At 45.6% G+C, this 22358-nt stretch carries 19 protein-coding genes; 12 read left to right on the forward strand and 7 right to left on the reverse strand.

Features of this window, described 5'->3' with window-relative positions; translation table 11 throughout:
* Positions 1 to 4 precede the first annotated feature (4 nt).
* The 3 genes from C943_RS08610 to C943_RS08620 are packed head-to-tail and all read right to left on the reverse strand — an operon-like array spanning position 5 to position 1484.
* On the reverse strand, positions 5 to 553 hold the full coding sequence (locus tag C943_RS08610; RefSeq protein WP_008626637.1) for a DUF4287 domain-containing protein: 549 nt from the start codon (positions 551 to 553) through the stop codon (positions 5 to 7).
* A 17-nt stretch (positions 554 to 570) separates the two neighbouring features.
* Positions 571 to 1050, reverse strand: coding sequence for a DUF4199 domain-containing protein (locus tag C943_RS08615; RefSeq protein WP_008626639.1), 480 nt, complete (start codon positions 1048 to 1050; stop codon positions 571 to 573).
* Positions 1051 to 1055: 5 nt separating this feature from the next.
* A complete protein-coding gene (locus C943_RS08620; protein WP_040479724.1) occupies positions 1056 to 1484 on the reverse strand; it encodes a VOC family protein in 429 nt (142 codons plus the stop codon).
* A gap of 518 nt (positions 1485 to 2002) precedes the next feature.
* Between C943_RS08620 and C943_RS08630 the strand changes: the two genes are divergently transcribed.
* Both C943_RS08630 and C943_RS08635 read left to right on the forward strand, forming a co-directional pair.
* Positions 2003 to 3265: a hypothetical protein gene (locus C943_RS08630; protein WP_008626643.1), complete on the forward strand. Its 1263-nt coding sequence runs from the start codon at positions 2003 to 2005 to the stop codon at positions 3263 to 3265.
* A gap of 8 nt (positions 3266 to 3273) precedes the next feature.
* A complete protein-coding gene (locus C943_RS08635; RefSeq protein WP_008626645.1) occupies positions 3274 to 4728 on the forward strand; it encodes a Dyp-type peroxidase in 1455 nt (484 codons plus the stop codon).
* Positions 4729 to 4824: 96 nt separating this feature from the next.
* Here C943_RS08635 and C943_RS21385 read toward each other — a convergent pair whose 3' ends face one another.
* Entirely contained in the window at positions 4825 to 6381 is a 1557-nt protein-coding gene (locus C943_RS21385) for an SRPBCC family protein (RefSeq protein WP_008626647.1), read from the reverse strand.
* Between the two features lie 218 nt (positions 6382 to 6599).
* Between C943_RS21385 and C943_RS08645 the strand changes: the two genes are divergently transcribed.
* From C943_RS08645 to C943_RS08675, 7 genes are all read left to right on the forward strand, one after another.
* The gene (locus C943_RS08645; protein WP_008626649.1) at positions 6600 to 11744 is read left to right on the forward strand and encodes an adenylate/guanylate cyclase domain-containing protein; all 5145 of its coding nucleotides are present in this window, start codon (positions 6600 to 6602) and stop codon (positions 11742 to 11744) included.
* A 119-nt stretch (positions 11745 to 11863) separates the two neighbouring features.
* Entirely contained in the window at positions 11864 to 12772 is a 909-nt protein-coding gene (gene ypfJ, locus C943_RS08650) for a KPN_02809 family neutral zinc metallopeptidase (protein WP_008626650.1), read from the forward strand.
* A gap of 115 nt (positions 12773 to 12887) precedes the next feature.
* The gene (locus C943_RS08655) at positions 12888 to 13637 is read left to right on the forward strand and encodes a TerC family protein (protein WP_008626652.1); all 750 of its coding nucleotides are present in this window, start codon (positions 12888 to 12890) and stop codon (positions 13635 to 13637) included.
* A gap of 227 nt (positions 13638 to 13864) precedes the next feature.
* Positions 13865 to 14794, forward strand: coding sequence for a 2-hydroxyacid dehydrogenase (locus tag C943_RS08660; RefSeq protein ID WP_008626654.1), 930 nt, complete (start codon positions 13865 to 13867; stop codon positions 14792 to 14794).
* A gap of 166 nt (positions 14795 to 14960) precedes the next feature.
* Positions 14961 to 15434 carry a transcription elongation factor GreA gene (gene greA / locus C943_RS08665; protein WP_008626664.1) on the forward strand — a complete coding sequence of 158 codons (474 nt, stop codon included), beginning with the start codon at positions 14961 to 14963 and terminating at the stop codon, positions 15432 to 15434.
* Positions 15435 to 15481: 47 nt separating this feature from the next.
* Complete coding sequence (locus tag C943_RS08670) at positions 15482 to 15874, forward strand: HIT family protein (protein ID WP_008626666.1); 393 nt, start codon at positions 15482 to 15484, stop codon at positions 15872 to 15874.
* 288 nt (positions 15875 to 16162) lie between these two features.
* The gene (locus C943_RS08675) at positions 16163 to 16825 is read left to right on the forward strand and encodes a hypothetical protein (protein WP_008626669.1); all 663 of its coding nucleotides are present in this window, start codon (positions 16163 to 16165) and stop codon (positions 16823 to 16825) included.
* A 219-nt stretch (positions 16826 to 17044) separates the two neighbouring features.
* Here C943_RS08675 and C943_RS08680 read toward each other — a convergent pair whose 3' ends face one another.
* Together C943_RS08680 and C943_RS08685 are read right to left on the reverse strand one after the other, a co-directional pair.
* Positions 17045 to 18553 carry a S10 family peptidase gene (locus C943_RS08680; protein WP_008626671.1) on the reverse strand — a complete coding sequence of 503 codons (1509 nt, stop codon included), beginning with the start codon at positions 18551 to 18553 and terminating at the stop codon, positions 17045 to 17047.
* 207 nt (positions 18554 to 18760) lie between these two features.
* Positions 18761 to 19075, reverse strand: a complete 315-nt coding sequence (locus tag C943_RS08685; protein WP_008626673.1) for a protease inhibitor I42 family protein — start codon at positions 19073 to 19075, stop codon at positions 18761 to 18763.
* Between the two features lie 408 nt (positions 19076 to 19483).
* Here C943_RS08685 and C943_RS08690 point away from each other — a divergent pair, with 408 nt between their 5' ends.
* From C943_RS08690 to C943_RS08700, 3 genes are all read left to right on the forward strand, one after another.
* Positions 19484 to 19831: a single-stranded DNA-binding protein gene (locus C943_RS08690; RefSeq protein WP_008626685.1), complete on the forward strand. Its 348-nt coding sequence runs from the start codon at positions 19484 to 19486 to the stop codon at positions 19829 to 19831.
* Positions 19832 to 20050: 219 nt separating this feature from the next.
* A complete protein-coding gene (gene pfkA / locus C943_RS08695; protein WP_008626687.1) occupies positions 20051 to 21025 on the forward strand; it encodes a 6-phosphofructokinase in 975 nt (324 codons plus the stop codon).
* A 3-nt stretch (positions 21026 to 21028) separates the two neighbouring features.
* Positions 21029 to 21403, forward strand: coding sequence for a hypothetical protein (locus C943_RS08700; protein ID WP_008626696.1), 375 nt, complete (start codon positions 21029 to 21031; stop codon positions 21401 to 21403).
* A 6-nt stretch (positions 21404 to 21409) separates the two neighbouring features.
* Here C943_RS08700 and miaA read toward each other — a convergent pair whose 3' ends face one another.
* Complete coding sequence (gene miaA / locus C943_RS08705) at positions 21410 to 22321, reverse strand: tRNA (adenosine(37)-N6)-dimethylallyltransferase MiaA (RefSeq protein ID WP_245545525.1); 912 nt, start codon at positions 22319 to 22321, stop codon at positions 21410 to 21412.
* Positions 22322 to 22358: the final 37 nt, after the last annotated feature.

The raw sequence follows: 22358 nt of genomic DNA on the forward strand, positions 1-22358 counted from the left end.
TTTACTAACCAGCATGCTCGTAGGCCTGCTTCAGCCAGCCGATTACCTCAGCATCGATATCATCCAAAGTGCCGATATTGATTTTATGGGTGCACATCGCGTTGCCGCTAGCCAGCAGCTTCCCACTTGGTTCTTGACCTTTATAGTTGATGCCAATTTCGAAGCGGGTCTTGGTGATTGGATGGAGTAATGCGAATTGCTTTTTTCTCCGCACGCTGACGTTGGCCATTTTCGGGGCAAGTTCAATGTCTGATCCGAACTTTTGGATTTCAGAAACAAGCTTTTCATAAATCGGAAGAAAATGCTCTTTTCCTTTGTATTGGTTTTGAATCAGATCGTCTTTGTTTTCAACAGACCCTGCATCGGATTTGAGCGTTTTCAGCGCGATTAGGTTTGCAAATCCATGGGTAAGCCCGATTTCCTCTTTGAGGTACTTCATTATCTCCCCGTGTTTCGCGAAGGATTTGCCCTTGACGGATTCGATCCACTCTTCGAGGGTTTTTCCAGTGTTTTTCCGGAGGTTGTCCAGCATGGTTTGTTCTGCCTTGTCCATGGTACTTTTTGTGGGGGTTATTTGGAGTTTTTGGTGAAGAATGCCACGATAGCTGTGGTGATTAGACCCATAATGGGAGCGCCAATCAAACCCTGGATGATATAGCTTTTGAGGTTGAAATAATCCTCCGCAGCTGCCAGCGTTGATTTGTCATTAGACACGGCATATTGGATGGCGTTTTCGAAGTAGTATGGTGTGATGATCGAAGAAGTGATCAATTGAGTAAGTGGGCTAATGATGGTTACGATCAGGGTTACCACCATGCCCGCAACGAATCCTTCCATATAAGTCATTTTGCCACCGTAGTAGTTTTTTCGCTTGTCAAGGAGCGCCAATACATATACGGTAATGGCTGGGATGGCGATAAAATTGGTGTAAACCGCATGCTTGTCGATATGCGTATCGTGCAAGCCAACCATGCGCTCCAATGCCATCCATACGAGTGACATTCCTGCAAACGCCAGGGCCCATTTCAGTTCGATGCTGTATTTTTTCATGATTATTAGGAATGTGAAGAGTCAAAATTGATCATCCAATTAACGCCGAATTTGTCCTTGACCATCCCAAAGTAGGCGTTCCAGAATGTGTCCGCCATCGGCATCACGACATTTCCTGCCTCGCCTAGTTCCTTAAAGATCCTGTCTGCTTCTTTCTTGGAATCAGGACTGATTGAAATCGAAAAGTTGTCACCAAAACTGACCGGCTGATGCGGAAAAGTATCTGAACCCATGAGTGATGTCTCCTTACTGATGGGAAGTGTTACATGCATAACTCGGTTTTTGTCCGCTTCCGACAGCTCAAATCCGGGCTGTGGCGGCATTTCTCCAAATAGGTTGAAATCGGAGATTTTCTGTTGAAGTACGCTAGCGTAGAACTCAAATGCTTCTTTGCAATTTCCGTTAAAGGTCAGGTAAATGTTAACAATAGCCATGGTTGGTTGGGTTTAGTTTTTCAATACATACCTGAAATTAAGCTAAATATTGTTGAAAATCCTACGTTGGATTACAATGATTTGGGTAGGCCGATTTTTTCCAAATCGAATTCTCGGGCGAAGTTTTTTTGATCGACAGACAATTCGAAAGAGGAGGAGTCACATATTCCGATTGGTAAGGATTATGAAGGCAGGAGCCTGAAAATCTATGAAATTTTGAGTCTCTTTATTATGTAACTACAGGTCAGGATTTTGGGATTTCATTCTTAGTGAATTTGAGCCACAAAGGGTGATTTTCGAAGACACCATTGTTTTTTTTGTCCCTGACTGTTGGCCAGTTTGTTCACTCATTAAGATTCCTTACATTCATGATTGGATGTTAGGAATGTTTCGCACTAAAGATGGCTGGATTTTGTGCATCGCGTTTGGAATGCTCCTTTTTGCCAAAGTGGTTTACGTTGGATTTTGAAAATTAGGTAGTGTTTATTTTTTGAACAGAAATCTCAAAATAGTGTTTTATGCGCCAAAACTCGATTACCGTTGTCGTTCCGATTGTTCAGGGTAAGGTTTGGGAATTGCTGCTGCGACTGGCCGAAATCAACAAAGAAATAGATCGTGGAACTGCTTCGGAATTTGAGCAATTGGGAGTGGTGCATTTTGCCAGATGGCTTGTCATCGACCACGGCAAGTCGTACATCGATGACCCGACCAAACGTCATCCAAAATTGGTCTTTGTCGTTGATTTTGATGGGAACTTGGCTGAGTTCGTTGCAAAGTTCTGCTCCGAGTCATCCAACACCATTGATAGTGTTTTTTGCTTTTGTGAGGGTTATCCTTCCGCTGAAAACAGGAATCCTCAAAACCGGACTTCGTATTTGCAAAGAAACTTGGTAAAGGACGCTGCGGTGTACATCGGGGCTCCGGGGCGCACTGTCAAGCAGATAAAACAAGAGCGGGAACTGCGGGACGCAATCCGGTCCTTTCTCGATTCAAAGTCCTGGGTAGGTGTTTCCGCCAAATCAATCCATCAACAGGTAAAATCACATGTGCTGGCAGATTCTCGGTTTGATTTTTTGAACAAATCAACGGTCAGCCTGCCGAAAATAAACATTCCCGGACTGGTCTTGGTCGGATTGATTTTGATTTTGTTGCTTCCTTTGATCATCGTTTGGTTGCTGATTGTCCACTTCTTCTATGAGGTGAAGGATAAAAATTTCACTATGAAACGTAGTGGGCTCGACAGCGCCTATATGACAGAATTGGAGTCCTATGAGGATTTTAAGTACCAAAATCAGTTTAGCCAGCTGGTAGACATGAAGACCGGCTGGGTCAGATTGGCTACCATCAAGGCTATGTTTCTGCTTTCCAGAGGATTGATCAAGACAGTATTCGTACAGGGCAAACTCATGGGAATACCGACGATCCACTTTGCGAAATGGGTCATGTTTGAGGACAATTCCAGGGTTTTGTTTTTCAGCAATTTTGATGGGAGTTGGCAACAGTATTTGGGCGATTTTATCGATAACAGCGGTTGGGGCTTGACGGGGATTTTTTCCAATACAAAGGTGTTTCCGAAGACAAATTTCCTGCTGACCGGCGGTGCCTATGACGAGGAGCATTTTCTTGCCTGGAGTAGAAATTCCCAGGTTGTCACCCAGGCGTGGTATGCTGCCTATCCCGACCTATCTATCAAAAACGTCAACAACAACACAAAAATCCGGTCGCTTTTGATGCAGTCGCTTTCTGAAAGGCAGGCCAAGAAATTCCTCAAACTTATTTAGACGAAGCCATGAACGTATTAGAACTCGAAGACATCCAAGGTTACGTGGTCCGTGGCTATGCGCACATGATGTATTCCAGGTTTGCCTATATGAAGATCACGGATCCTAGGGCATTTAGGAAATGGTTGTCTTTATCATGGCCAGATTTTACGACTGCGCAACATGTCCCTGACAAATCCAAAATCAATGACACCCATTTGAATATTGGGTTTACCCACGCGGGTTTAAAGAAATTGGGAATGAAAGCTCAAAATCTCGCTGCCTTTTCGAGGGAGTTTCGTGAGGGCATGGTTTCTCCCCATCGGACCCGAATTCTTGGAGACTCGGACAGCAGCGCGCCGGAGAACTGGATTTGGGGTGGCCCGAAGACAGATGAAATTCACCTTTGCCTGATGGTTTTTGGTAGGGATAAAGGACATAAGGATGATTTGGAGCGGGATAAAGCTGTTTGTATCCGCTATTTCGAGCAATTGGAATCCCGTTTCCCAGATATGGGCGTGGAGGTCGTTTATTCTCTCGATGGAGCAACCCAGCCAGACAACAAGGAACATTTTGGATTTCGGGACGGCATCTCCCAACCTATCATCGAGGGCTCAGGAAGAGTAGGGTCAAAAGACGATGTGGTCAAGGCTGGCGAGTTTATATATGGCTACCGCAACGAGTTTGGGGTTTATCCGGATACCCCATTGTTGACAGAAAACCAAGGCAATATGAACCTGCTTTCAACGGATGCCGAAGGGAGTGGAAAGAAGGACTTTGGACGAAACGGTACCATGATGGTGATGCGGCAGCTACAGCAGGATGTAGAAGGTTTTTGGACATTTCTGAATGAAAAGACAAAAAATGCTGATGGGTCGATCAATGAAGCTGAGAGCCTTAAGCTCGGAGCAAAGATTATGGGCAGGTGGCAAAGCGGGGCACCGATTACGCTGTTTCCCGAAAAAGATCCCGGTGTCATCAGCGATATCAACGATTTTGGCTATGCGAAATTTGATAGCGACGGACTTAAGTGTCCCTTTGGTTCACACCTGCGAAGAACCAACCCCAGGGACAGTGTCGATGACCATGGGGTGAAAGAATCCCTGAAGCTCAGCAATCAGCATAGGATCATTCGGAGAGCAAGGCTTTATGGGGAGATTTTTGAGGGCTCGCCGACAAATAGGAAGCCAAAGGGTGAGGTCGGCTTGCTTTTCACTTGTTTCAATGCCGATATCAGTCGCCAATTTGAGTTTTTGCAATACACCTGGGGAAATCTTCCCAAAATCAAAGAGCTCTACAATGATCCCGATCCGATCATTGGAGTCAAGGAAAACCCCAAACCTGGAGAGGAACAGAATTTCACGATTCAAGATGTACCGGTGAATCGGACGATTTCAGGATTGCAAAGATTTATCACCGTAAGGGGAGGGGCTTACTTCTTTTTTCCGTCTATCAGCGCAATCAGATACTTGGGGACGATTTAGACGAAGCATTTTTCGCCTAATTCACTCAATTTTGCTCATTTGGAGTTGATAGGGATAATTCTCTTTTGGGAAAACCAGCTTGGACTTTCCTAGTCGTCATTCCTCCAGATATGCTTTTGCGTTGTTGAGGCCGTTTTGCAGGTATTTTTTTAAGAAAACCGGTGCAAAAAACGAGAGGAATAGGCGGGCAAAGAAGTTCTTGTAGGTAAACGTATAAGTCCAACGTAACCTCGTTTTGCCATCCACGGTGTCAAACCACATTTGCCCGTAGGTCTTGTTCGTAAACCGCTGGAAAATATCGCTGAAATCAGTGGACTGATAGGCATAGTGGGAATAGTGATGGACCGTAATGAGTTCCTCAATCAGGGTGGCTCCGTCTCCCCGCTTGACCAACCTGTTGTCGCCTACATTTTCCCAGTTTCCACGCAGGGTTGTCACGTTGATGATGCCATAGATCGGCCCCGTTTTAAGCAGCCAATTGGGCAACTCCTTGACGCTTGATACATACATGTAGGCCTTTTCCTTGCTGCAATTCACGATCACTTCGGCAGTTGTGCTGATGGTATGCTTCTTTGGGACTTGTTGATCAATCGTGACCTTTGTATTGGGTTTGTTGATATCGGACAAGAAATCATCAGAGTCAACGGGCTCGAACATCGGCAGTTTGTTGGCGTCATGCCTGAACTTGGACATTACTTCATATACACGTTTTCTTACCCGATTGAAACTTCCCAACGGGCGGTGTTCGGGCAGCGAATGCCATGGATTGAAGGACAGATTGTCCCCAAACTCGAGCTGGCCTTCGGAGTCAAAAGTCTGCGCGTAGATGGTTAGCGTGGCGACTTTGACAAACTGCGACGTCCAGGCCACCGTAGGGTCCTCGATCGGCATGGCATCCGCATCGGTCTGGAACTGGACAAAAAAGTCAAATTTGGCGATGTTATCGGTAAGGGTTTGCGCAAGATTGTAGCGTAGGTAATTGTAGTCCTTGGTATTTTCGACCACGATATTGTTGTTGGGCGAAGGACGAAGATGGTATTTTACAGCTTGGTTGACTGTGCCAAACTGGTAAGGCTGTGTACTCCAATAGGGGATGGAAAGTGGATTTTCACAGGCGACCATACTTTTTTTAACCCTGAGGACAGTTGACAGGTGCAATGGATTGATGAAATACAAAAGTGACTTGATCTTACTGGCAGCTGTCACTGCCTTGAGCAGTGTATCAAGTTCCTTGATGGTTTTTGCAAAAAATGTCTCCGTGCTCATCAAGAGAAAGTCCTGGGTTTGGTACTGTCGCTCATCGGGAAGTAGCTTTTCACCCGGCACTCCCAGCAGCTTGATGGCGACTCCGCGGATATCCTTTTTGCTGTCTTTTTGGGGGATGGTAATGCCATTGGAGAATCGCACCCAGGCATGGTAATCTTTTTCCTCGGCAAATACGCCCACTTTCAGGTCTTTAGGCAGGTTTTTTTCGACACTGAAAGTTGCCTTGACGCAGCCATGCATCTTGGTATGTACTTGCCTCAGCATTTTTTTGTCTTTGTATAGGCGCGTGACCTGTGCCTCAAATTCCCCGACCATTCTCGCTGCGATAGTATCTTCGTCGGCGGAAGGATACTCGTGGCCAATTTTTTTGGAAGCTGTGGTTGCCATTTTTTCGATTGGAAAAAAAATTTAATAGCTAGGATTTATAGTGGAAACATCATGAAGGTAGGTAAAAATTAGGCAACTTATTTTCGTGGCAGAATTTTATTTTAAGTGTATTCGAAAGAAAATCATACTATATTTATTTCTGGCTAAGTGTAGAATTTTTGGCAACCTTGTGCTCGCCTGGCCAATATGAAAAAACAGTCATCTTATTTCAATATCCGATGGAGTGGCAGGTCCTCTATGAAGGCAAATTCTTCGATATTCTGCATTCAGAATCATTTCTGGAACAAAACATTGCCCTAAAAAAGGCTTCGCAGGTGTCGATTTCCCAAGTTGCCCTGATGAAGTCCAATAACGAAGCTTCATTCGTTGGGCAACAAATAGATGGCTTCAGGAAAGTCTTGGGAAGTGAGGGAGATAATGCTGAAATCCGCCTAAAGCTCCAGTTTGTGCATGGGAAAACGCTTCGTGAGTTTGCAGCTACCAATCCAAGCTTCGGGGAAAAACTGAGGGTATGTATAGCAATTTCCAAGCGACTTGCGGAAGTTCAACGGCAGGACATGGTCCATCTCAACCTCAATCCCGACCATATCCTGATTGAGAAGAGCACACACCGGATCTATTTCATCAGTCTTGGCATGGCTGCCAAGATTAGAGGGAAGATTGGCCTTCAACATCGACTGACATTCCCCGAGGCCGACCAAGATTACATCGCGCCCGAACAAACCGGAAGAATAGGTGCTTCCATCGGATTTTATACCGATATCTATTCTTTGGGAGCGGTGTTCTATTGGCTTTTTACCGGTTTTGCACCCTTCGAATCCAAAGAAGGAGCGGCAAAAATCCATGCACATATCGCATTGACACCAAGAAATCCTGCTGAGTCCGTTGATATGCCACTAGCGTTGGCAGATATCATTCTCAAAATGCTAGAAAAGGACCTGCAAAACAGATACCATTCGGCGATAGGCGTGTTGCATGACTTAGAAGAAGTATTGCATCAACTTGAGTCTAGAGGTGTAGCCGAAAAGTTTGAACTCGGTACCAATGACGCATCAGGTGTCTTGAGGACGACCGATCAATTGTTTGGAAGGGAAGTTCAAATCAACCAATTACTACAATCATTCCATCGTGTGATGGAAGGGGAGAAGATATTGACACTGGTTTACGGAAATTCAGGTGTAGGAAAGTCAGCCTTGGTCGAAAGCATTTATGGCAGGGTACTCAGTGAGGGCGGACTTTTTACTTCGGGCAAGTTTGATCAATTGAAAACAGATACGCCCTATGCGGCTTTTTCACAGGCTTTGGGCAGGCTCATGGCGCAGCTGCTAATGATGAATCAGGAAAACCTCGCCAAGTGGAAAGAGGAATTCCACCGGCTGCTACATCCGGTCGGCAGGGTTCTTTATGATGTGATTCCTGGACTGGAAAGTATTCTTGAAAATGAACCCGAATTACCTGTATTGAATGGTCTTGAGGCCCAACTGCGGTTCAATTATGCGATGAATAATTTCTTTCAGGTATTTTCAAGAACCGGAACTCCGCTCGTGATTTTCATTGATGACTTGCAGTGGAGCGATGTCTCATCATTGTCTTTGATGCGAAATATTCTTACAAGCAATGAAATTCAAAACATCCTGTTGGTCGGAGCCTATCGCGACAATGAGGTCACTACAGGGCATTTGTTTCTCCAATTCAAGATGGAAATCGGGGAGATGGGCTTCCAACCTGAGGAAATCCACCTCACTAACCTTCAATATGGGGACATTTATCGTCTTGTAACGAGCAGTCTCGGTAAGTCAAAAAAGCCCTTGGATGACTTGGTGAAAATTGTGGACAAGAAATCCGGTGGAAACGTCTTGCTTGCGATTCAGTTTTTAAAGGCCATTTACAACAGTGAAAGGCTCTTCTTTGATAGTGCTTCGGGAAGTTGGAAATGGGATGAACAGGAGTTGATCAACTTCAATGTGGATGGTGATATTGTAGACCTTTTTTTGGACACCATCAAGGAACTTCCCAAAGACACGGCGACACTCCTCAAACTTGCATCCTGCAGAGGAAACAAATTTCGCTTGGAGGAACTGGAAGTGATCACTGGCTCAAAAAAGGCGAATATCTCAAAGGATTTGCAGCCCGCTGTTGATCTTGATCTCGTCATAGAAAGTCACGATGGATACATGTATTTTGTACACGACAGGGTCCAACAGGCTTTTTATTCCCTAAATGATGACTTGGGCAAACAACGCCATCACCTCAAAATCGGCCGCTTGCTCCTGGAAAACGCTTCAGACCAAGAGTTGGCTGAAAGCATCTTTGATATCGCCAATCAGTTGAATTTCGGAAAAGCCCTAATCACCGAGCCTTCGGAGTTGCACCGGCTTTGTGAATTGAATATCATGGCGGGTGTCAGGGCCCAAAATGCAACTGCCTATCTTTTTGCACTGCAATATTTTCAAAATGCCATCCAGCTGCTTCCTGAAAATTCCTTGGAACTCGATCGGAAATTCACCTACGATTTGTACCTGCATGCGGCTATTGCAGCCAACCAGTGCAATAAACAGGAGCTTTTTGACCAATTTACAGGACTTTTGGATAGGCACGTCTCCGATGTGCTGGATATGCTCAAACTTGCTGAGCTTAAAATCCTCAACGCAAACGTAGCCAACAATCAGAAAAGGGTCATTGAGGTTGGAATAGAAGCCCTCAGAAAGTGTGACATAAATTTAAAACTGCACCCATCCCAAGTTGATGTGCTGATTGGATATTTGATGACCAATATCCGCTTATCCCGATTCAAGGAAGGAGAAATCGAAAAGCTGCCGAGGATCACTGATGAAAAGACGATCATCTGCATGTCCATCATGCATCACCTGTCGCTGGCTGCTTATTTCCTTGAGCCGAATCTGGTGCCTTTGTTCATGTTTGAGTTGATTAGGCTGACATTAAAGTTTGGGTTGGGGCCAAAGTCAGCAGTAGCCCTCGTCGTATTTGGCTATATCAACATTGCCTTTATGGGCAAAATTGAAAAAGGCTTGGAAATGGGGCAATTGGGCAATAGACTGGGGGATATCCTAGGTGACGAAAGCCAGTTTGTTTTCAACAAGCAAGCCTACATCATGTTCATTGCCCAGTGGCTCAAGCATCTGGCAGACAGCATTCCGGATTTGGAGGAGGCTTTCAAAAAAGGACTCGAAACGGGTAATTTTGAATTTACTTCAATTATTGGCCAACTGATTATCTATTGGTATTTCTACGGAGGGATGCCGCTTGAAAAATTGCTCCGCAGAGGCGAGTTGTTGAGCCTTCAGATCGCTCCGCTAAACCAAATCATGCAAATAAAGCGGATCGCCCTATTTAGACAATCGGCAGCTTCCCTGGTAGATGGCGTTTCTGATTATGATATTCTAAAGGGACCGATATTCGACGAGCAGGAGGTCGGTTTTCCAAACGTAGCCGAATTTGGACTCTACTACCACAATCTCTATGCACAAAAAAAGCTGATCGCCTTGGTTTTCAATCAGGATGAAATCGCCTGGAAATATTGTGCGCTGGAGAAGACTTGTCTGATACCCGTGAAAGGTTCCGTGACGGAGACTCTGTTTTATTTTTATGAAAACCTCTGCATCACACCGATATTTGGCAGACGGTCAAAGGACGAACAAAAGCAACTCCTGAAGATCGCCAAAAAGAACCTCAAGTTCTTTAAGGGTTTGTTGAAGTACTCTGAGTCTAATTACCGGCACAGATATGAAGTGATGAATGCCGAGTATGAAAGCTTGCTGGGCAATTATGATGGGGCGCTCAAGTCGTTTACTTATGCGCTGAGGTTTGCGCGGCAAAACAGGTATATCCAGGACGAGGCCATCATATGGGAACGAGCGGGACAGTTTCTGAGACGCCAAAATCAGGATGAAGCCGCAGAGTTCTATTTTTCAAATGCCTACAAGGCTTATTCAAAATGGGGAGCGAAAGCGAAGCTTCAGCAGATGAAGGATTTGTATCACGGAGTAATATCTACCGAGGAAATTGGTGCCAAGTCCACGAATCTGGACCTAAATACAATCCTGAAGACCATCAACCTCATTTCGGGGGAAATGGTCCTTGGAAATATTCTTAGGGGACTTATGGATCTGATTACGGAAAACGCAGGTGCCGACCGGGCGTTTTTGATTGTAGAGGAGAATGGGACCAAAATCATCAAAGCATCGTTGGACGTATCGAAAAACGAGGTCAAGGTCATGCAGGAAATCCATTTTGACCAGTTTGATGAAATCAGCCACGCCGTGGTCAATTACGTCGCGCGCACAGGAGATACTTTGGTATTGGAAGACGCTAGGTCAAAGTTGCCATATTCGAATGAGGCCTATGTGTTGCAGCACCAATTGAAATCGGTAGTCTGTATGCCATTGAAACATGCGGGGGATGCTTTTGCCTACTTGTACTTGGAAAATCGCCTTCTCCCAGGGGCTTTCACGGATGAACGTGTCGAAATTATCCAGGTGATGGCCTCCCAAACAGCCATTTCCCTACAAAACGCCATGCTACTTGAGCGTACGACCCAACTCAACAAGCAGCTAATGCAGGAGGTCGAGGTTCGAAAGGCCGCCGAGACCAATCTCCGTATCAACGAAAAGCGACTCGAGGAATACAACGCCAATCTGGAATCCAAAGTGATGGAAAGGACTATCGATCTGCAGTCCGAAAAGGAAAAATCAGATGAGCTCTTGTTGAACATCCTCCCTAGCGATATCGCGAAGGAACTGAAGGAAAAAGGTACAGCGCAGGCGCAGAAATACGGCAGCGTGACGGTGATGTTTACCGATTTCAAAGGGTTTTCGATCATTGCGGAAAATATGAGCGCCGACGATTTGGTTTCGGAACTCGATTTTTGTTTTAAGGAATTCGATCGAATTATACAGCGCTACGGCATCGAGAAGATCAAGACAATCGGCGACGCCTACATGGCGGTCGGCGGACTCCCGGTAGTCAATGATAGCCACGCCGTGAATGTCGTGCGTGCAGCGCTTGAGATCAGGGATTTCATGGACCAACATGGCAAAAAGCGGGCGGCCCAAAACAAACCTGTTTTCGAGGTTAGGATAGGGATACATACCGGAAACGTGGTGGCAGGCATAGTGGGACTGAAGAAATTTGCCTACGATATTTGGGGAGATACCGTGAACCTTGCCGCAAGGATGGAAAGCAGCAGTGAGGAAGGCAAAATCAACATATCAGGAACCACCTATCAGCTCGTGAAAGACTATTTCCAGTGCCATTACCGCGGCAAGATTTTGGCAAAGAACAAAGGCGAAGTGGATATGTACTTCATCGAAGCACCAAAGCCTGAGTTGGTGTCAGCAAATTGAGTTTTTAGATGGCAGGAGGAGGGGATTGAATTTTTTTGTAATAAAGAATTGAAGCCTTAGAAATAATCAATCCCTGATTCGTAATTTGTAGCTTTTCAAATACTAAAAGTCTTACAATTATGAAATGGCAAGGCAGACGTCAAAGCACAAATGTGGAGGACCGTCGGGGTCAGTCGGCAGGTGGCGGAATGGGCAGGGCAGGTGGTGGGATGAATCCCTTACTGATTGGCGCATTGGGCAGGTTGCTTTTTTCTAAAACAGGTCTGATTCTGGTCGCTGGGTTCTTTTTGGTGATGTGGCTTACGGGCACCAATCCATTGACCTTGATTGGACAGTTTGCGGGTGGTGGCGCGCCAATCGCCCAACAGTCTACCAATTTCCAAGCCAGTCCCGAGGAGGAGGAACTTGCACAAATGACTGCTGTGGTGCTTGCCGAGACAGAAAACGTTTGGAACCAACTGATGGAGGGATATAGAGAACCAAAATTGGTTTTGTTTTCGGAAAACATTGAATCTGCATGCGGATTTGCCTCTTCGGCTTCGGGGCCATTTTATTGTCCAGGCGACGAGAAGGTGTACATCGATTTGAGTTTCTTTCAGGATATGGGAAGGAAGCTCGGTGCACATGGGGATTTTGCGCAGGCCTATGTGATCGCACACGAGGTGGGCCATCACGTACAGCTGCTTGACGGCACACTCGAAAGGGTGCAGTCCATGCGCAATAAGTTACCGGAACCGGAATTCAATCGACTGATGGTCAGGCTGGAACTGCAGGCGGATTTTTACGCAGGGGTGTGGGCACATTATGCCGATAAGTATTCCAATATCCTGGAACCCGGAGATATTGAGGAGGCGCTCAATGCGGCTTCCTCAGTCGGAGATGATCGGCTTCAGAAGCAAGCCAACGGAAGGGTTGTCCCTGATTCCTTTACCCACGGTACATCGGAACAGCGGATGCGTTGGTTCAAAAAGGGGTATGAGACCGGCGATCCTAGCCAAGGGGATACCTTCAATGCCAGCAGGCTTTGACCTAGACTTGGCGTACAACAAAAGTTATGTACTTTTTTTGCCTGAAGAGTGGCAAATAGGAATGTTTTGACGGTTCTTTTTCAATTATATTCGCAGCGTCTAAACCACATCTATTATGGAAATTTTCCTTCAAACAGAAACTTGGATTGCGCTTGCTACATTGACATTTTTGGAAATCGTCCTTGGCGTGGACAATATCATTTTCATTTCAATTGTATCCAACAAACTTCCCGAGTCACAACAGGCGAAGGCCAGAAACCTGGGCTTGCTGTTTGCACTGGTATTTAGGATTATGCTTTTGTTGGGTATCAGCTATATCATACAGTTTACCCAACCGATCTTGACGGTTTACGACTTCGAAATGAGCGGTAGGGACTTGATTTTGGCATTTGGCGGCTTGTTTTTACTTTTCAAAGCCACGCTAGAAATCCACCACAAGATGGAGGGTAAGCCACAGGAAGTCAAAAAGAACTCAGCCAACGGATTTGCGAAAGTTGTGTTCCAGATCATCTTGTTGGATTTGGTTTTCTCCTTCGACAGTATCCTGACTGCCATAGGATTGGTCAAGGAAGTCTCCATCATGATCATTGCGGTGACCATATCGATCGGCGTGATGATGGCCTTTGCCGGAAAAATCAGCCGCTTTATCAACAAGCATCCGACATTGCAGATTTTGGCACTTTCCTTCTTGATGCTGATCGGATTTATGCTGTTGCTTGAAGGCTTCCACAAAGAGATCGAAAAGGGCTACATCTATTTCGCCGTATTCTTTTCTTTGGCTGTGGAACTTGTCAACATGCGCATGCGCGGAAAGTCCGACACACATCCTGTGGAGCTCAATCCGCGATTGAAGGAGTCAAAGTAGCGTTCAGTTGGCGGAGGTCGGGAGGCAAGTAGTGGCCAGTTATTGTTTGGCTGCAATCAGCTATTTGAATGCATGATGTAGAAGTAATGGTATTTGTATATCAGTCTACGCGTCAATTCAGCATACCTATGAATCATATCTCAACCAAAATCCCTTTCATCATATTGTCTCCCTGCCTGTCCACTCATTATCCAATAACTCAATAACCAATAACTATCCCATCTCCCATGAAAATCCTCATCATCGACGATATGCACCTTTCGATCATCCCTATGCTTGAGCAGGATGGGCATGAGGTACACTATCGGCCGGAGATAAAAAGGGAGGAGATCCTTGCGATAATCGGAGACTACGAAGGCATCCTAATTCGTTCCAAAACCCCGATGGATCGGCCGCTGTTGGGCCAGGCAAGCCGGCTGAAGTTTATTGGTAGGGCTGGCGCAGGCCTAGAGAAAATCGACTTGGATTACCTTGCCCAGCGCGAAATCCGGCTTTTCCACGCTGCGGAGGGCAATCGTGATGCAGTCGGAGAGCAGGCCATTGGAATGCTTTTGGCTTTGTTCAATCATTCCGTCCGGGCAGACCAACAGGTGCGGAAAGGCATTTGGAAAAGGGAAGAAAATAGGGGAGAGGAATTGGGTGGAAAGACCGTCGGCATCATTGGATACGGCAATATGGGCTCCGCTTTTTCTCATAAATTGAGAGGATTTGGGGTTAGGGTGTTGGCCTATGATAAATACAAGAGCGGATTTGGCGATGCTTTTGTACAGGAAGTCAGCTTTGAAACATTGCAAGCTGAAGCAGACGTGGTCAGCCTTCATGTGCCCTTGACACCCGAAACCAAAAACTGGTTTACAATCGATGTCCTTAGAAAATTTCAGAAGCCCATTTACCTGATCAACACGGCCCGTGGTGAGATTATTACATTTGAAACCTTGAACAGGGCGCTGGATGAGGGCTTGGTTCGCGGGGCAGTTTTGGATGTCTTGGAAAACGAGAAATTCGAGACTTTCACTCAGGGGCAAAAGCTGGGGTTTGAACGATTGGCAGCAAGGGAAAACGTCATCTTCAGCCCACACATAGCAGGCTGGACGCACCAATCATACCAAAGAATCAACGAGGTATTGGTGGAAAAAATCCGTGCCCATTTCTCCTAAATCGTCATTTGGCGAAATTTGCAAAAGACACTTTTTTGGTATTGGATTGCTTTGTCGGGCTAATCTTCTTACCTTTGGATATCCAAAATTTAAAAGGAGACAAAGAAACGGTTTCAGCAATGAGACCGTTCTTTTGTTTTTCTACGGCTTAGTAAATTGAAAGAAAATGGGAAAAGTGCAGTATTACACTGAGGAAGGCCTGAAAAAACTGAAGGATGAACTTCAGGAATTGAAGACCAAGGGAAGGATAGATATCGCCCGTCAGATCGCCGAGGCGCGAGATAAAGGGGATTTGAGTGAAAACGCCGAGTACGATGCTGCCAAGGATGCGCAGGGTCTGCTGGAACTGAAAATTTCCAAACTGGAGGAGATCGTCGGCAACGCACGGGTGATGGACAATTCCAAATTGGATACATCCAAGGTGGGCATTTTGAGTACCGTCAAAATCAAGAATGTCAAAAACGGAATGACGGTTTCCTATACTTTGGTATCGGAAGAGGAAGCTGATTTGAAAAACGGGAAAATCTCCCTTGGCTCTCCATTTGGTAAAGGACTGGTGGGAAAGGCCGTGGGTGAAATCGCCCAGATCAAGGCTCCGGCCGGCACATTGGAATTTGAAATCCTCGATATCACATATTAAGGCGTTTTTTTCCCGGGGCCCTGCTCCGGGTTTTTTTATTGATACCCATGGCAACCATCTTCACCAAAATCATCAACAGAGAAATCCCCGCCCATATCGTGGCTGAGGATGAGCACTATATCGCATTCCTGGACATCATGCCTTTGGCCAAGGGCCATGTGCTTGTGGTCCCCAAAAAAGAAGTGGATTACATTTTTGATTTGGATGATGCTACACTATCAGGTCTTCATCTTTTTGCAAAAAAGGTTGCAAAAGCCATCGACAAGACCATCAAATGTACCCGGGTAGGCGTTGCGGTTATCGGTTTGGAAGTTCCCCATGTCCATGTTCATTTAGTCCCATTACGCACCATGGACGACATCAACTTTTCCCGACCAAAACTCAAACTCAGCCAAGAGGAACTTGCAGTGATTGCGGAGACTATCAGGAAAGGGTTTTGAGGCGTCAATGCATCGGAATAGAGGTGTCCTTTTTTGCATAAATCCCTATTATTATTGGGTTTTTTATTGGTTTTCAATTCTTGGGAATTGAGGCATTCGTCTTTTGTGTTTTTTGCGGTAAAGACGCCTTCTCCGACGATTGGTATTGCTTTTAATAGTTTTAGACATATAGTTGGGTCCATTTTTCAATTATAGGTTAGGGTTTGATGTGGGTATTTTTGACTAACAACACGTCAATTTTTAACTACAATTGTGCGGTGTCAGCACAATAAACTCTGACAAAATGCTATGAAAAATTTTCGGAAGATTACAGCTGCTGGAATGATTGCAATGGGCTTGTTATTCCTGTCGAATCAAGCCCAGGCCCAGATTTTTGGTGAGTATCAAAGTGCTGGTTTATTGGGAAAGGGCAAGATCGAGGCGTCCACCCACTTCACAGGAGTAAGTACTTCCTACGGCGGTGAATCTGCTTATACATTTAACGGCCTTGGCTTGCAGGCTGGATTCGGCTTGGGGGAAAGGTTTGAGCTCCGTACCCGCTATGAGCGCCTGTGGTTTGACGGACTCGGTATAGGTGATGGAGGATTCAATAATCTGACATTGGCACCTAAACTTGGCAAAGAAGATGGTCGATTCGCCTTTATGCTACCAATTGTCATGGCATTTGCCGAAGGCGATCAGTCTTTCCAGATCCACCCTACAGTTTTGGTTTCGATTCTTCGTTTGGAAAAAATGAATCTAACGTTTTCGCCAAAATATTTAATTTCACTGGACGAGGGCTCTGAATTCAGTGATAGCTTTTTGGCGCTCAATCTTGGTGCTGGAATTGGATTTTCTGAACAATGGGTACTGAGGCCTGAGCTCGGATTGATGTTTTTACCAGGCGAAGAGGGTACTTTTTTCAATTTTGGTTTGGGTATTTCCCGAAGGATGGGAAATCCAAAGGATTAGGACTAGCCGAGACTTAATGCCAAAATCGAACTGATATCGTTAGATTCCAGAAAAACTCATTTTCCATCAGTATCCTCTTGGCTAGCGGTATCGATTTCAAAAAAACAGCTGATTTCTGTTCACAAGAGGTTTCAATTCAATATTCCAGCGGGCGATTTCAGATGATCGCGTAATCAACTGAAATCGCCCGCTGGCTTTTGTAGACAGATTTATTGACTTCTATCTTTTGCTTGTGTCCTGAATAAAATCCGCCAGATCTTTCTTGAATTTGACCAGCGACGGCATGTGGGTGTACATCATGTGGCCCGCTTCGTAGTAGGTCATAATGATGTTGTTGCGGATTTCCGGCCTGAGTCCCATGTGGTCGATAGAATGCTCGACGCCATAGAACACGGTAGCCAAATCATAGTACCCGTTCATGATCAGCACCTTGACGTTGGGGTCTTTATTCATGGCGTTGGCCATGTCGATGGATGTGTTGATGGCGATTTGGGTGCCCCAGCCTTGGTTACCCTGATGGGACCAATCCCATTTGAAACCAGGCGAAGAATAAGCAGAGGTTTTGTAATTCAGTTTTTTACTGACTCCCAGGTCCCGGTAGAAATAATCTAGAAAACCAGTCGTGTAGGCGGGAGAAATCGCATCACTCTGTGGGTCGGTCGTAGCAAACTGGTTGAGGAGGTTTTCATTGATGCCTTTCCACCGCGAATCCAACCTTCCGGCAGTCATGCCTTCATCGCGCAGAAGCTCGTTGAAAAATTCGCTCGCTTGGACCCGCAGATTCGCCCGCATCCAGAATTCCTTGCTGCATCCTGCGTACTTTACAAGTTTTTCTGCAATCTGGTTTTTCTCAGCTTCGGATATCCGGGTGCCCTTGTAGAGGGCAGGCATATATTCCTCTTCAGTAAATTTCCTCACCTCATCAACGAATGCCTCAAGGTTTGGGTTTTTGTTGGCAATCTTGTTGTGGTACCATGCCGTGGCTGCATAGGTAGGGACATAAACAACATAGGGAATGTCGTCATTGGGTGGAAACGTCAGAGTCCTCAGGTCAAAAACGGCCGAGACCATGATGACCCCATTAAGGGCGATTCCTTTGTCAAGCAAATAGCTCATTACGCCCGCATTTCGGAATGTGCCATAGCTTTCGCCCAGGATATATTTGGGGGACTGGAGCCGATCATATTCCTTCAAAAACTGCATGATAAAAAGACTCGTGGCTCGGATATCTTGATCTACGCCCCAAAAATCTTTGCCCTCAGCCTTGCCAATTGGAATACTCAATCCCGTCCCGATGGGGTCCATCATCACCACATCCGCTATGTCCAAGATCGAGTAGTCGTTGTTGACCAACTCATAGGGGGCAGCTTTGGTGTAGCCAGGGTCATTAACCACGATACGTTTTGGACCCATTACGCCCATGTGCAACCAATAGGAAGAGGAGCCCGGACCGCCATTGTACGCGAAAATAATGGGCCTCTTGGATGGTCCGTCTTCCTTGAAGTAGGCGGTAAATCCATGTAATGCGATCGGATTGTTGTTTTCATCCTTCAATTGGAGCGTACCTGCGCGTGTTTTGAGCGAGTGGGTCGTTCCATTGATGCGGACCGTTTGTGTGGAAGTAAATACTTCTGCTTCGGGAATCGGCGCGTCTTGGGGTTTTTCTTGCGCATTCGCAGTGCCTACAATCAAGATGTAGAGCAGCAGCACGAGTAGTTTTTTTCTCATTGGTGGTTTTTGTCAAAAAGGATTCAGGTCTAATTTCCTTGAAAATAGAAAAATTCGGATGGGAATGAAAATGGAGATTGGTTTGGCTGCTGGATCGGGTATGAAGGTTGGATTCCGGATTCTCGAAATTCCCGATTGAAAGAGTCGTCTGTGGGAATGCCTCTTTAGTCGGAATAATATTCTTGCGCAGAGAGCATCAACTCAAGATTACTGAATCTGGATTTTTATGTAAAACCTGTTCATAACGGAATTTGGATCCCAAGTTCTGCGATAAATCAGTTCCAAATCGGTTTCGCCTGACTTGAGCGCCTCGAATTCAAATATCATCAGACTCCCCAAACCGATTTTTTCGCTTGTATAGCGTATTTGGTCCTCATAGACCATCAACAGCATCGAAGGATCAATTTTCGTGACTTCCCAAATGTATCCTGTGCTCGGATTACTTGTGAGTTCAATCTTGAAATGCTCTTTTGGTTGGAAAAGCTGTTCGGATCCGTGGTTTGGTTCGCTCAAAGTCTTCATGCGCTTAGTGTCAAAAGTATGTGTTCAATAATCCTCAAGATCCCTTTTTAGACAGGTTCCCACAATTGCAAAAGGAAAAACCTTGTTTTTCGGCGAAATCCGAACTCTAAACCTGGGAAAGAGCGTACCCAGCCTATTGATCTTCGGCAATTTCCCATCAAAGTAAACCTGAAATGATTCTATTTTTTCTTTGAATAATTCTTAAAAGGTAAAAATTTTTTCCATCAAATGCTAAGCTTGCAGGCTCATTTCCGCAGCTTTTTCATTCTTGGCCGATTATCCGTTTCACAAACGACTACACCCGACTATAAACGACAAGATACCGATAAGTTGGGTTTGCCTTTCCCAACTTTGGACCATTGGTTTAATGACCAAATCTGAAAAAGTTTTAATCAAACCATAATGACAATGAACAGAATGAGAAATCAGGTGCAGTTGATCGGGAGATTGGGCGCCAAGGCAGAAATTAACCATTTTGAGAGCGGCAGGGTGAAGGCTTCATTTAAGCTCGCCACCAAGGAGATCTACAAGAATACAAAAGGAGAAAAGGTCGAGGAAACCACTTGGCATAGTCTCGTGGCATGGGGATCTGCCGCCGAAATCATCGAAAAGTACACAGACAAAGGGAGCGAGATCATGATTTCGGGCAAGCTTGCCAACCGCTCATACAATGATAAAGATGGAAACAAGAAGTACATCACCGAAGTCCAGGTGGATGATGTTCTTTTGCTCGGCGATAAAGTATCGACACCCTGATATTCAGTAAAGTAACGACAAGTAGCTCCAAAGATTTGGGGTACTTGTCGTTAGTTTTTACATTTTTTACTGCGTTTTTTTTCATCCTCTAAGATTCAGACTAGGGTCTATTGGTTTTTGGTTTAGCTTGAGGGTCAAATTTAGGTCCCGAAAACTTTGCGGCGGCCTAACAAAAGCATCCATTATTGCCTATTTTTGCAGCTCAACGACCTATTAAACATGAAAAAAATAGCTGTTTTTACTTCTGGAGGTGATGCCCCGGGTATGAACGCCTGTATCAGAGCCGTCGTCAGGACGGCGATTTTTAGAGGATTGGAAGTGTACGGAATTTCCCATGGATATGATGGGATGATCAAAGGCAGTATCAAAAAGATGCAATCACACTCAGTGAGCAACATCATCCAGAGGGGCGGGACGATTCTGAAAACAGCTCGTTCTGAGGAATTTCGGACCAAAGAAGGAAGACAAAAGGCCTTTGACCAATTGAAGGAATTCGGTATCGAGGGGTTGGTGGCGATTGGTGGCGATGGTACGTTCACGGGAGCTAAGATTTTGCACGAAGAGTTTGGAATCCAGGTGATTGGCTGTCCCGGCACGATCGACAATGATATTTATGGCACAGACTATACCATAGGGTTTGATACGGCTGTAAATACGGCTCTGGAAGCCATCGATAAGATTCGGGATACAGCCGCAGCGCACGACCGGATTTTCTTCGTGGAAGTCATGGGTCGGGATAGCGGGTACATCGCAATAGAATGCGGAATCGGCGGTGGAGCGGAATTTGTGATGGTCCCCGAAACCCAAACAGACTTAAAAAAGGTCGTGAAAGCGCTCAAAAACCTTCGAAAAACCAAATCCTCAAGCATCATCGTCGTTGCAGAAGGCGGCGATGAGGGAGGTGCCGAGACAATACTGGAAAAAGTAAAGCAAAAAATCCAAGATCCAGAAAAGGAATTCAAAGTAACCACACTCGGCCATATCCAAAGAGGAGGTCGCCCCACCGCGAGGGATCGAGTATTGGCGTCTCGATGCGGCATGGCGGCCGTCGATGGCCTGATCGAGGGAAAGACCAATTGCATGGCTGGTGTTGTCAATGGCGATGTCGTGTATACGCCCTTTGCGGATTGCATCGGAAAGACCAAGCCTCTCAAAGAGGACCATTTGAAATTGATTGAAATATTGAGTATCTGATTTATGGGATTTATTCCGATTATTCTCACGATGGGAGGAGCGATCCTCCTGTTTTTTATGGCGGTCCACCAAAGTATGATCGCTAAGAAAAACGCGATCCTAAGGCTTCAAGCAGCTGTTTTTGAGGGATTCAAGGTCTTTGGTGCCAGTTATTCCCTGCTGCCTGCGATCTCACCGGACGTTGTCGATCAGATCGACGAAGGTTTCCGTATACTCAAAGCCAAAACAGATGCAAAGAATAACGCTCAATTTGAAGCGAAAGTGAAAATCCCTTACAGGGATATGAAAGTCACCATTGATCAGTATAACCGTTTGGTCAAAAAGAAACCCTACAGCTTTGTGGCCAAAGCAATGGGACACAGAGCGATCGTAAAGTAGCTGGAATCAGGATTCCCCCTTTGATTTATCTGCCTCCAATTTCGACTGCACATATTGGACAATCGCCTCAAATTGGTCTGGGTGAAACCATTTCATTTCGGGATAGCGCTTAAACCAAGTCAGTTGCCTTTTGGCATACCTTCTCGAGTTTCTCTTCAGAAGTCTCACCGCCTCCTCATAGTCATACTCCCCTTCCAGATAAGAGAAGATCTCTGAATATCCCAATGTCTGGAGGGCGTTAAGGTGTCGATTGGGAAATAAAGCCTCGGCTTCCGCAAACAAACCTGCTGCGATCATTTGGTCCATGCGTTGGTCAATCCGCTGGTAAAGCACTTCTCTTTCCCGCTCCAACCCAACCAAGATCGTCTCAAACTCTCTTTTAGCCGTTTTTTTCTGTCTAAAGGCACTGTAAGGTTTGCCAGTGCCTATACAAACTTCAAGTGCACGCATCAATCGTTGGGGATTGTTCAGATCGACCGATCCAAAATAGACGGCATCGCGTTTTTTGAGTTCATCTTGTAGATAGGCGATTCCTTTTTCCTCAAAAGACAAAATCAGCGATTGGCGGATCGCCGGATCCACGTCAGGAATTTCATCCATTCCATGCATGATTACGTCCAAAAACAAACCCGAACCACCAGTCATGATCACCAGGTCATGGTTATTGAATAGCACATGGAGTAGTTCTATGGCCTCCTTTTCGAACCTTTTCACATCGAAGGAATCCCAAATACTGAGGGAATTGATGAAATGGTGGGGCACGCGCGCTAATTCCTCTGGACTGGGCTTGGCCGTCCCGATTTCCATTTCCCTGTAGAATTGCCGACTATCCGACGATACGATCTCAGTATGGAAATAATCGGCGAGTTTGAGGCAAATTTCAGTTTTTCCAACCGCCGTCGGACCGGCAATTGCCAATAAATGTTTATTTTTCGATTTCAACTCGGGGCAAAGT

It is taken from the genome of Mariniradius saccharolyticus AK6 (genome assembly GCF_000330725.2).
Lineage (GTDB): Bacteria > Bacteroidota > Bacteroidia > Cytophagales > Cyclobacteriaceae > Mariniradius > Mariniradius saccharolyticus.

Bases quoted from the DNA above. Each gene is read 5' to 3' on its own strand.
- C943_RS08610 (WP_008626637.1), bottom strand. From the start codon at position 553: ATGGACAAGGCAGAACAAACCATGCTGGACAACCTCCGGAAAAACACT.
- C943_RS08615 (WP_008626639.1), bottom strand. From the start codon at position 1,050: ATGAAAAAATACAGCATCGAACTGAAATGGGCCCTGGCGTTTGCAGGA.
- C943_RS08620 (WP_040479724.1), bottom strand. From the start codon at position 1,484: ATGGCTATTGTTAACATTTACCTGACCTTTAACGGAAATTGCAAAGAA.
- C943_RS08630 (WP_008626643.1), top strand. From the start codon at position 2,003: ATGCGCCAAAACTCGATTACCGTTGTCGTTCCGATTGTTCAGGGTAAG.
- C943_RS08635 (WP_008626645.1), top strand. From the start codon at position 3,274: ATGAACGTATTAGAACTCGAAGACATCCAAGGTTACGTGGTCCGTGGC.
- C943_RS21385 (WP_008626647.1), bottom strand. From the start codon at position 6,381: ATGGCAACCACAGCTTCCAAAAAAATTGGCCACGAGTATCCTTCCGCC.
- C943_RS08645 (WP_008626649.1), top strand. From the start codon at position 6,600: ATGGAGTGGCAGGTCCTCTATGAAGGCAAATTCTTCGATATTCTGCAT.
- ypfJ (WP_008626650.1), top strand. From the start codon at position 11,864: ATGAAATGGCAAGGCAGACGTCAAAGCACAAATGTGGAGGACCGTCGG.
- C943_RS08655 (WP_008626652.1), top strand. From the start codon at position 12,888: ATGGAAATTTTCCTTCAAACAGAAACTTGGATTGCGCTTGCTACATTG.
- C943_RS08660 (WP_008626654.1), top strand. From the start codon at position 13,865: ATGAAAATCCTCATCATCGACGATATGCACCTTTCGATCATCCCTATG.
- greA (WP_008626664.1), top strand. From the start codon at position 14,961: ATGGGAAAAGTGCAGTATTACACTGAGGAAGGCCTGAAAAAACTGAAG.
- C943_RS08670 (WP_008626666.1), top strand. From the start codon at position 15,482: ATGGCAACCATCTTCACCAAAATCATCAACAGAGAAATCCCCGCCCAT.
- C943_RS08675 (WP_008626669.1), top strand. From the start codon at position 16,163: ATGAAAAATTTTCGGAAGATTACAGCTGCTGGAATGATTGCAATGGGC.
- C943_RS08680 (WP_008626671.1), bottom strand. From the start codon at position 18,553: ATGAGAAAAAAACTACTCGTGCTGCTGCTCTACATCTTGATTGTAGGC.
- C943_RS08685 (WP_008626673.1), bottom strand. From the start codon at position 19,075: ATGAAGACTTTGAGCGAACCAAACCACGGATCCGAACAGCTTTTCCAA.
- C943_RS08690 (WP_008626685.1), top strand. From the start codon at position 19,484: ATGAACAGAATGAGAAATCAGGTGCAGTTGATCGGGAGATTGGGCGCC.
- pfkA (WP_008626687.1), top strand. From the start codon at position 20,051: ATGAAAAAAATAGCTGTTTTTACTTCTGGAGGTGATGCCCCGGGTATG.
- C943_RS08700 (WP_008626696.1), top strand. From the start codon at position 21,029: ATGGGATTTATTCCGATTATTCTCACGATGGGAGGAGCGATCCTCCTG.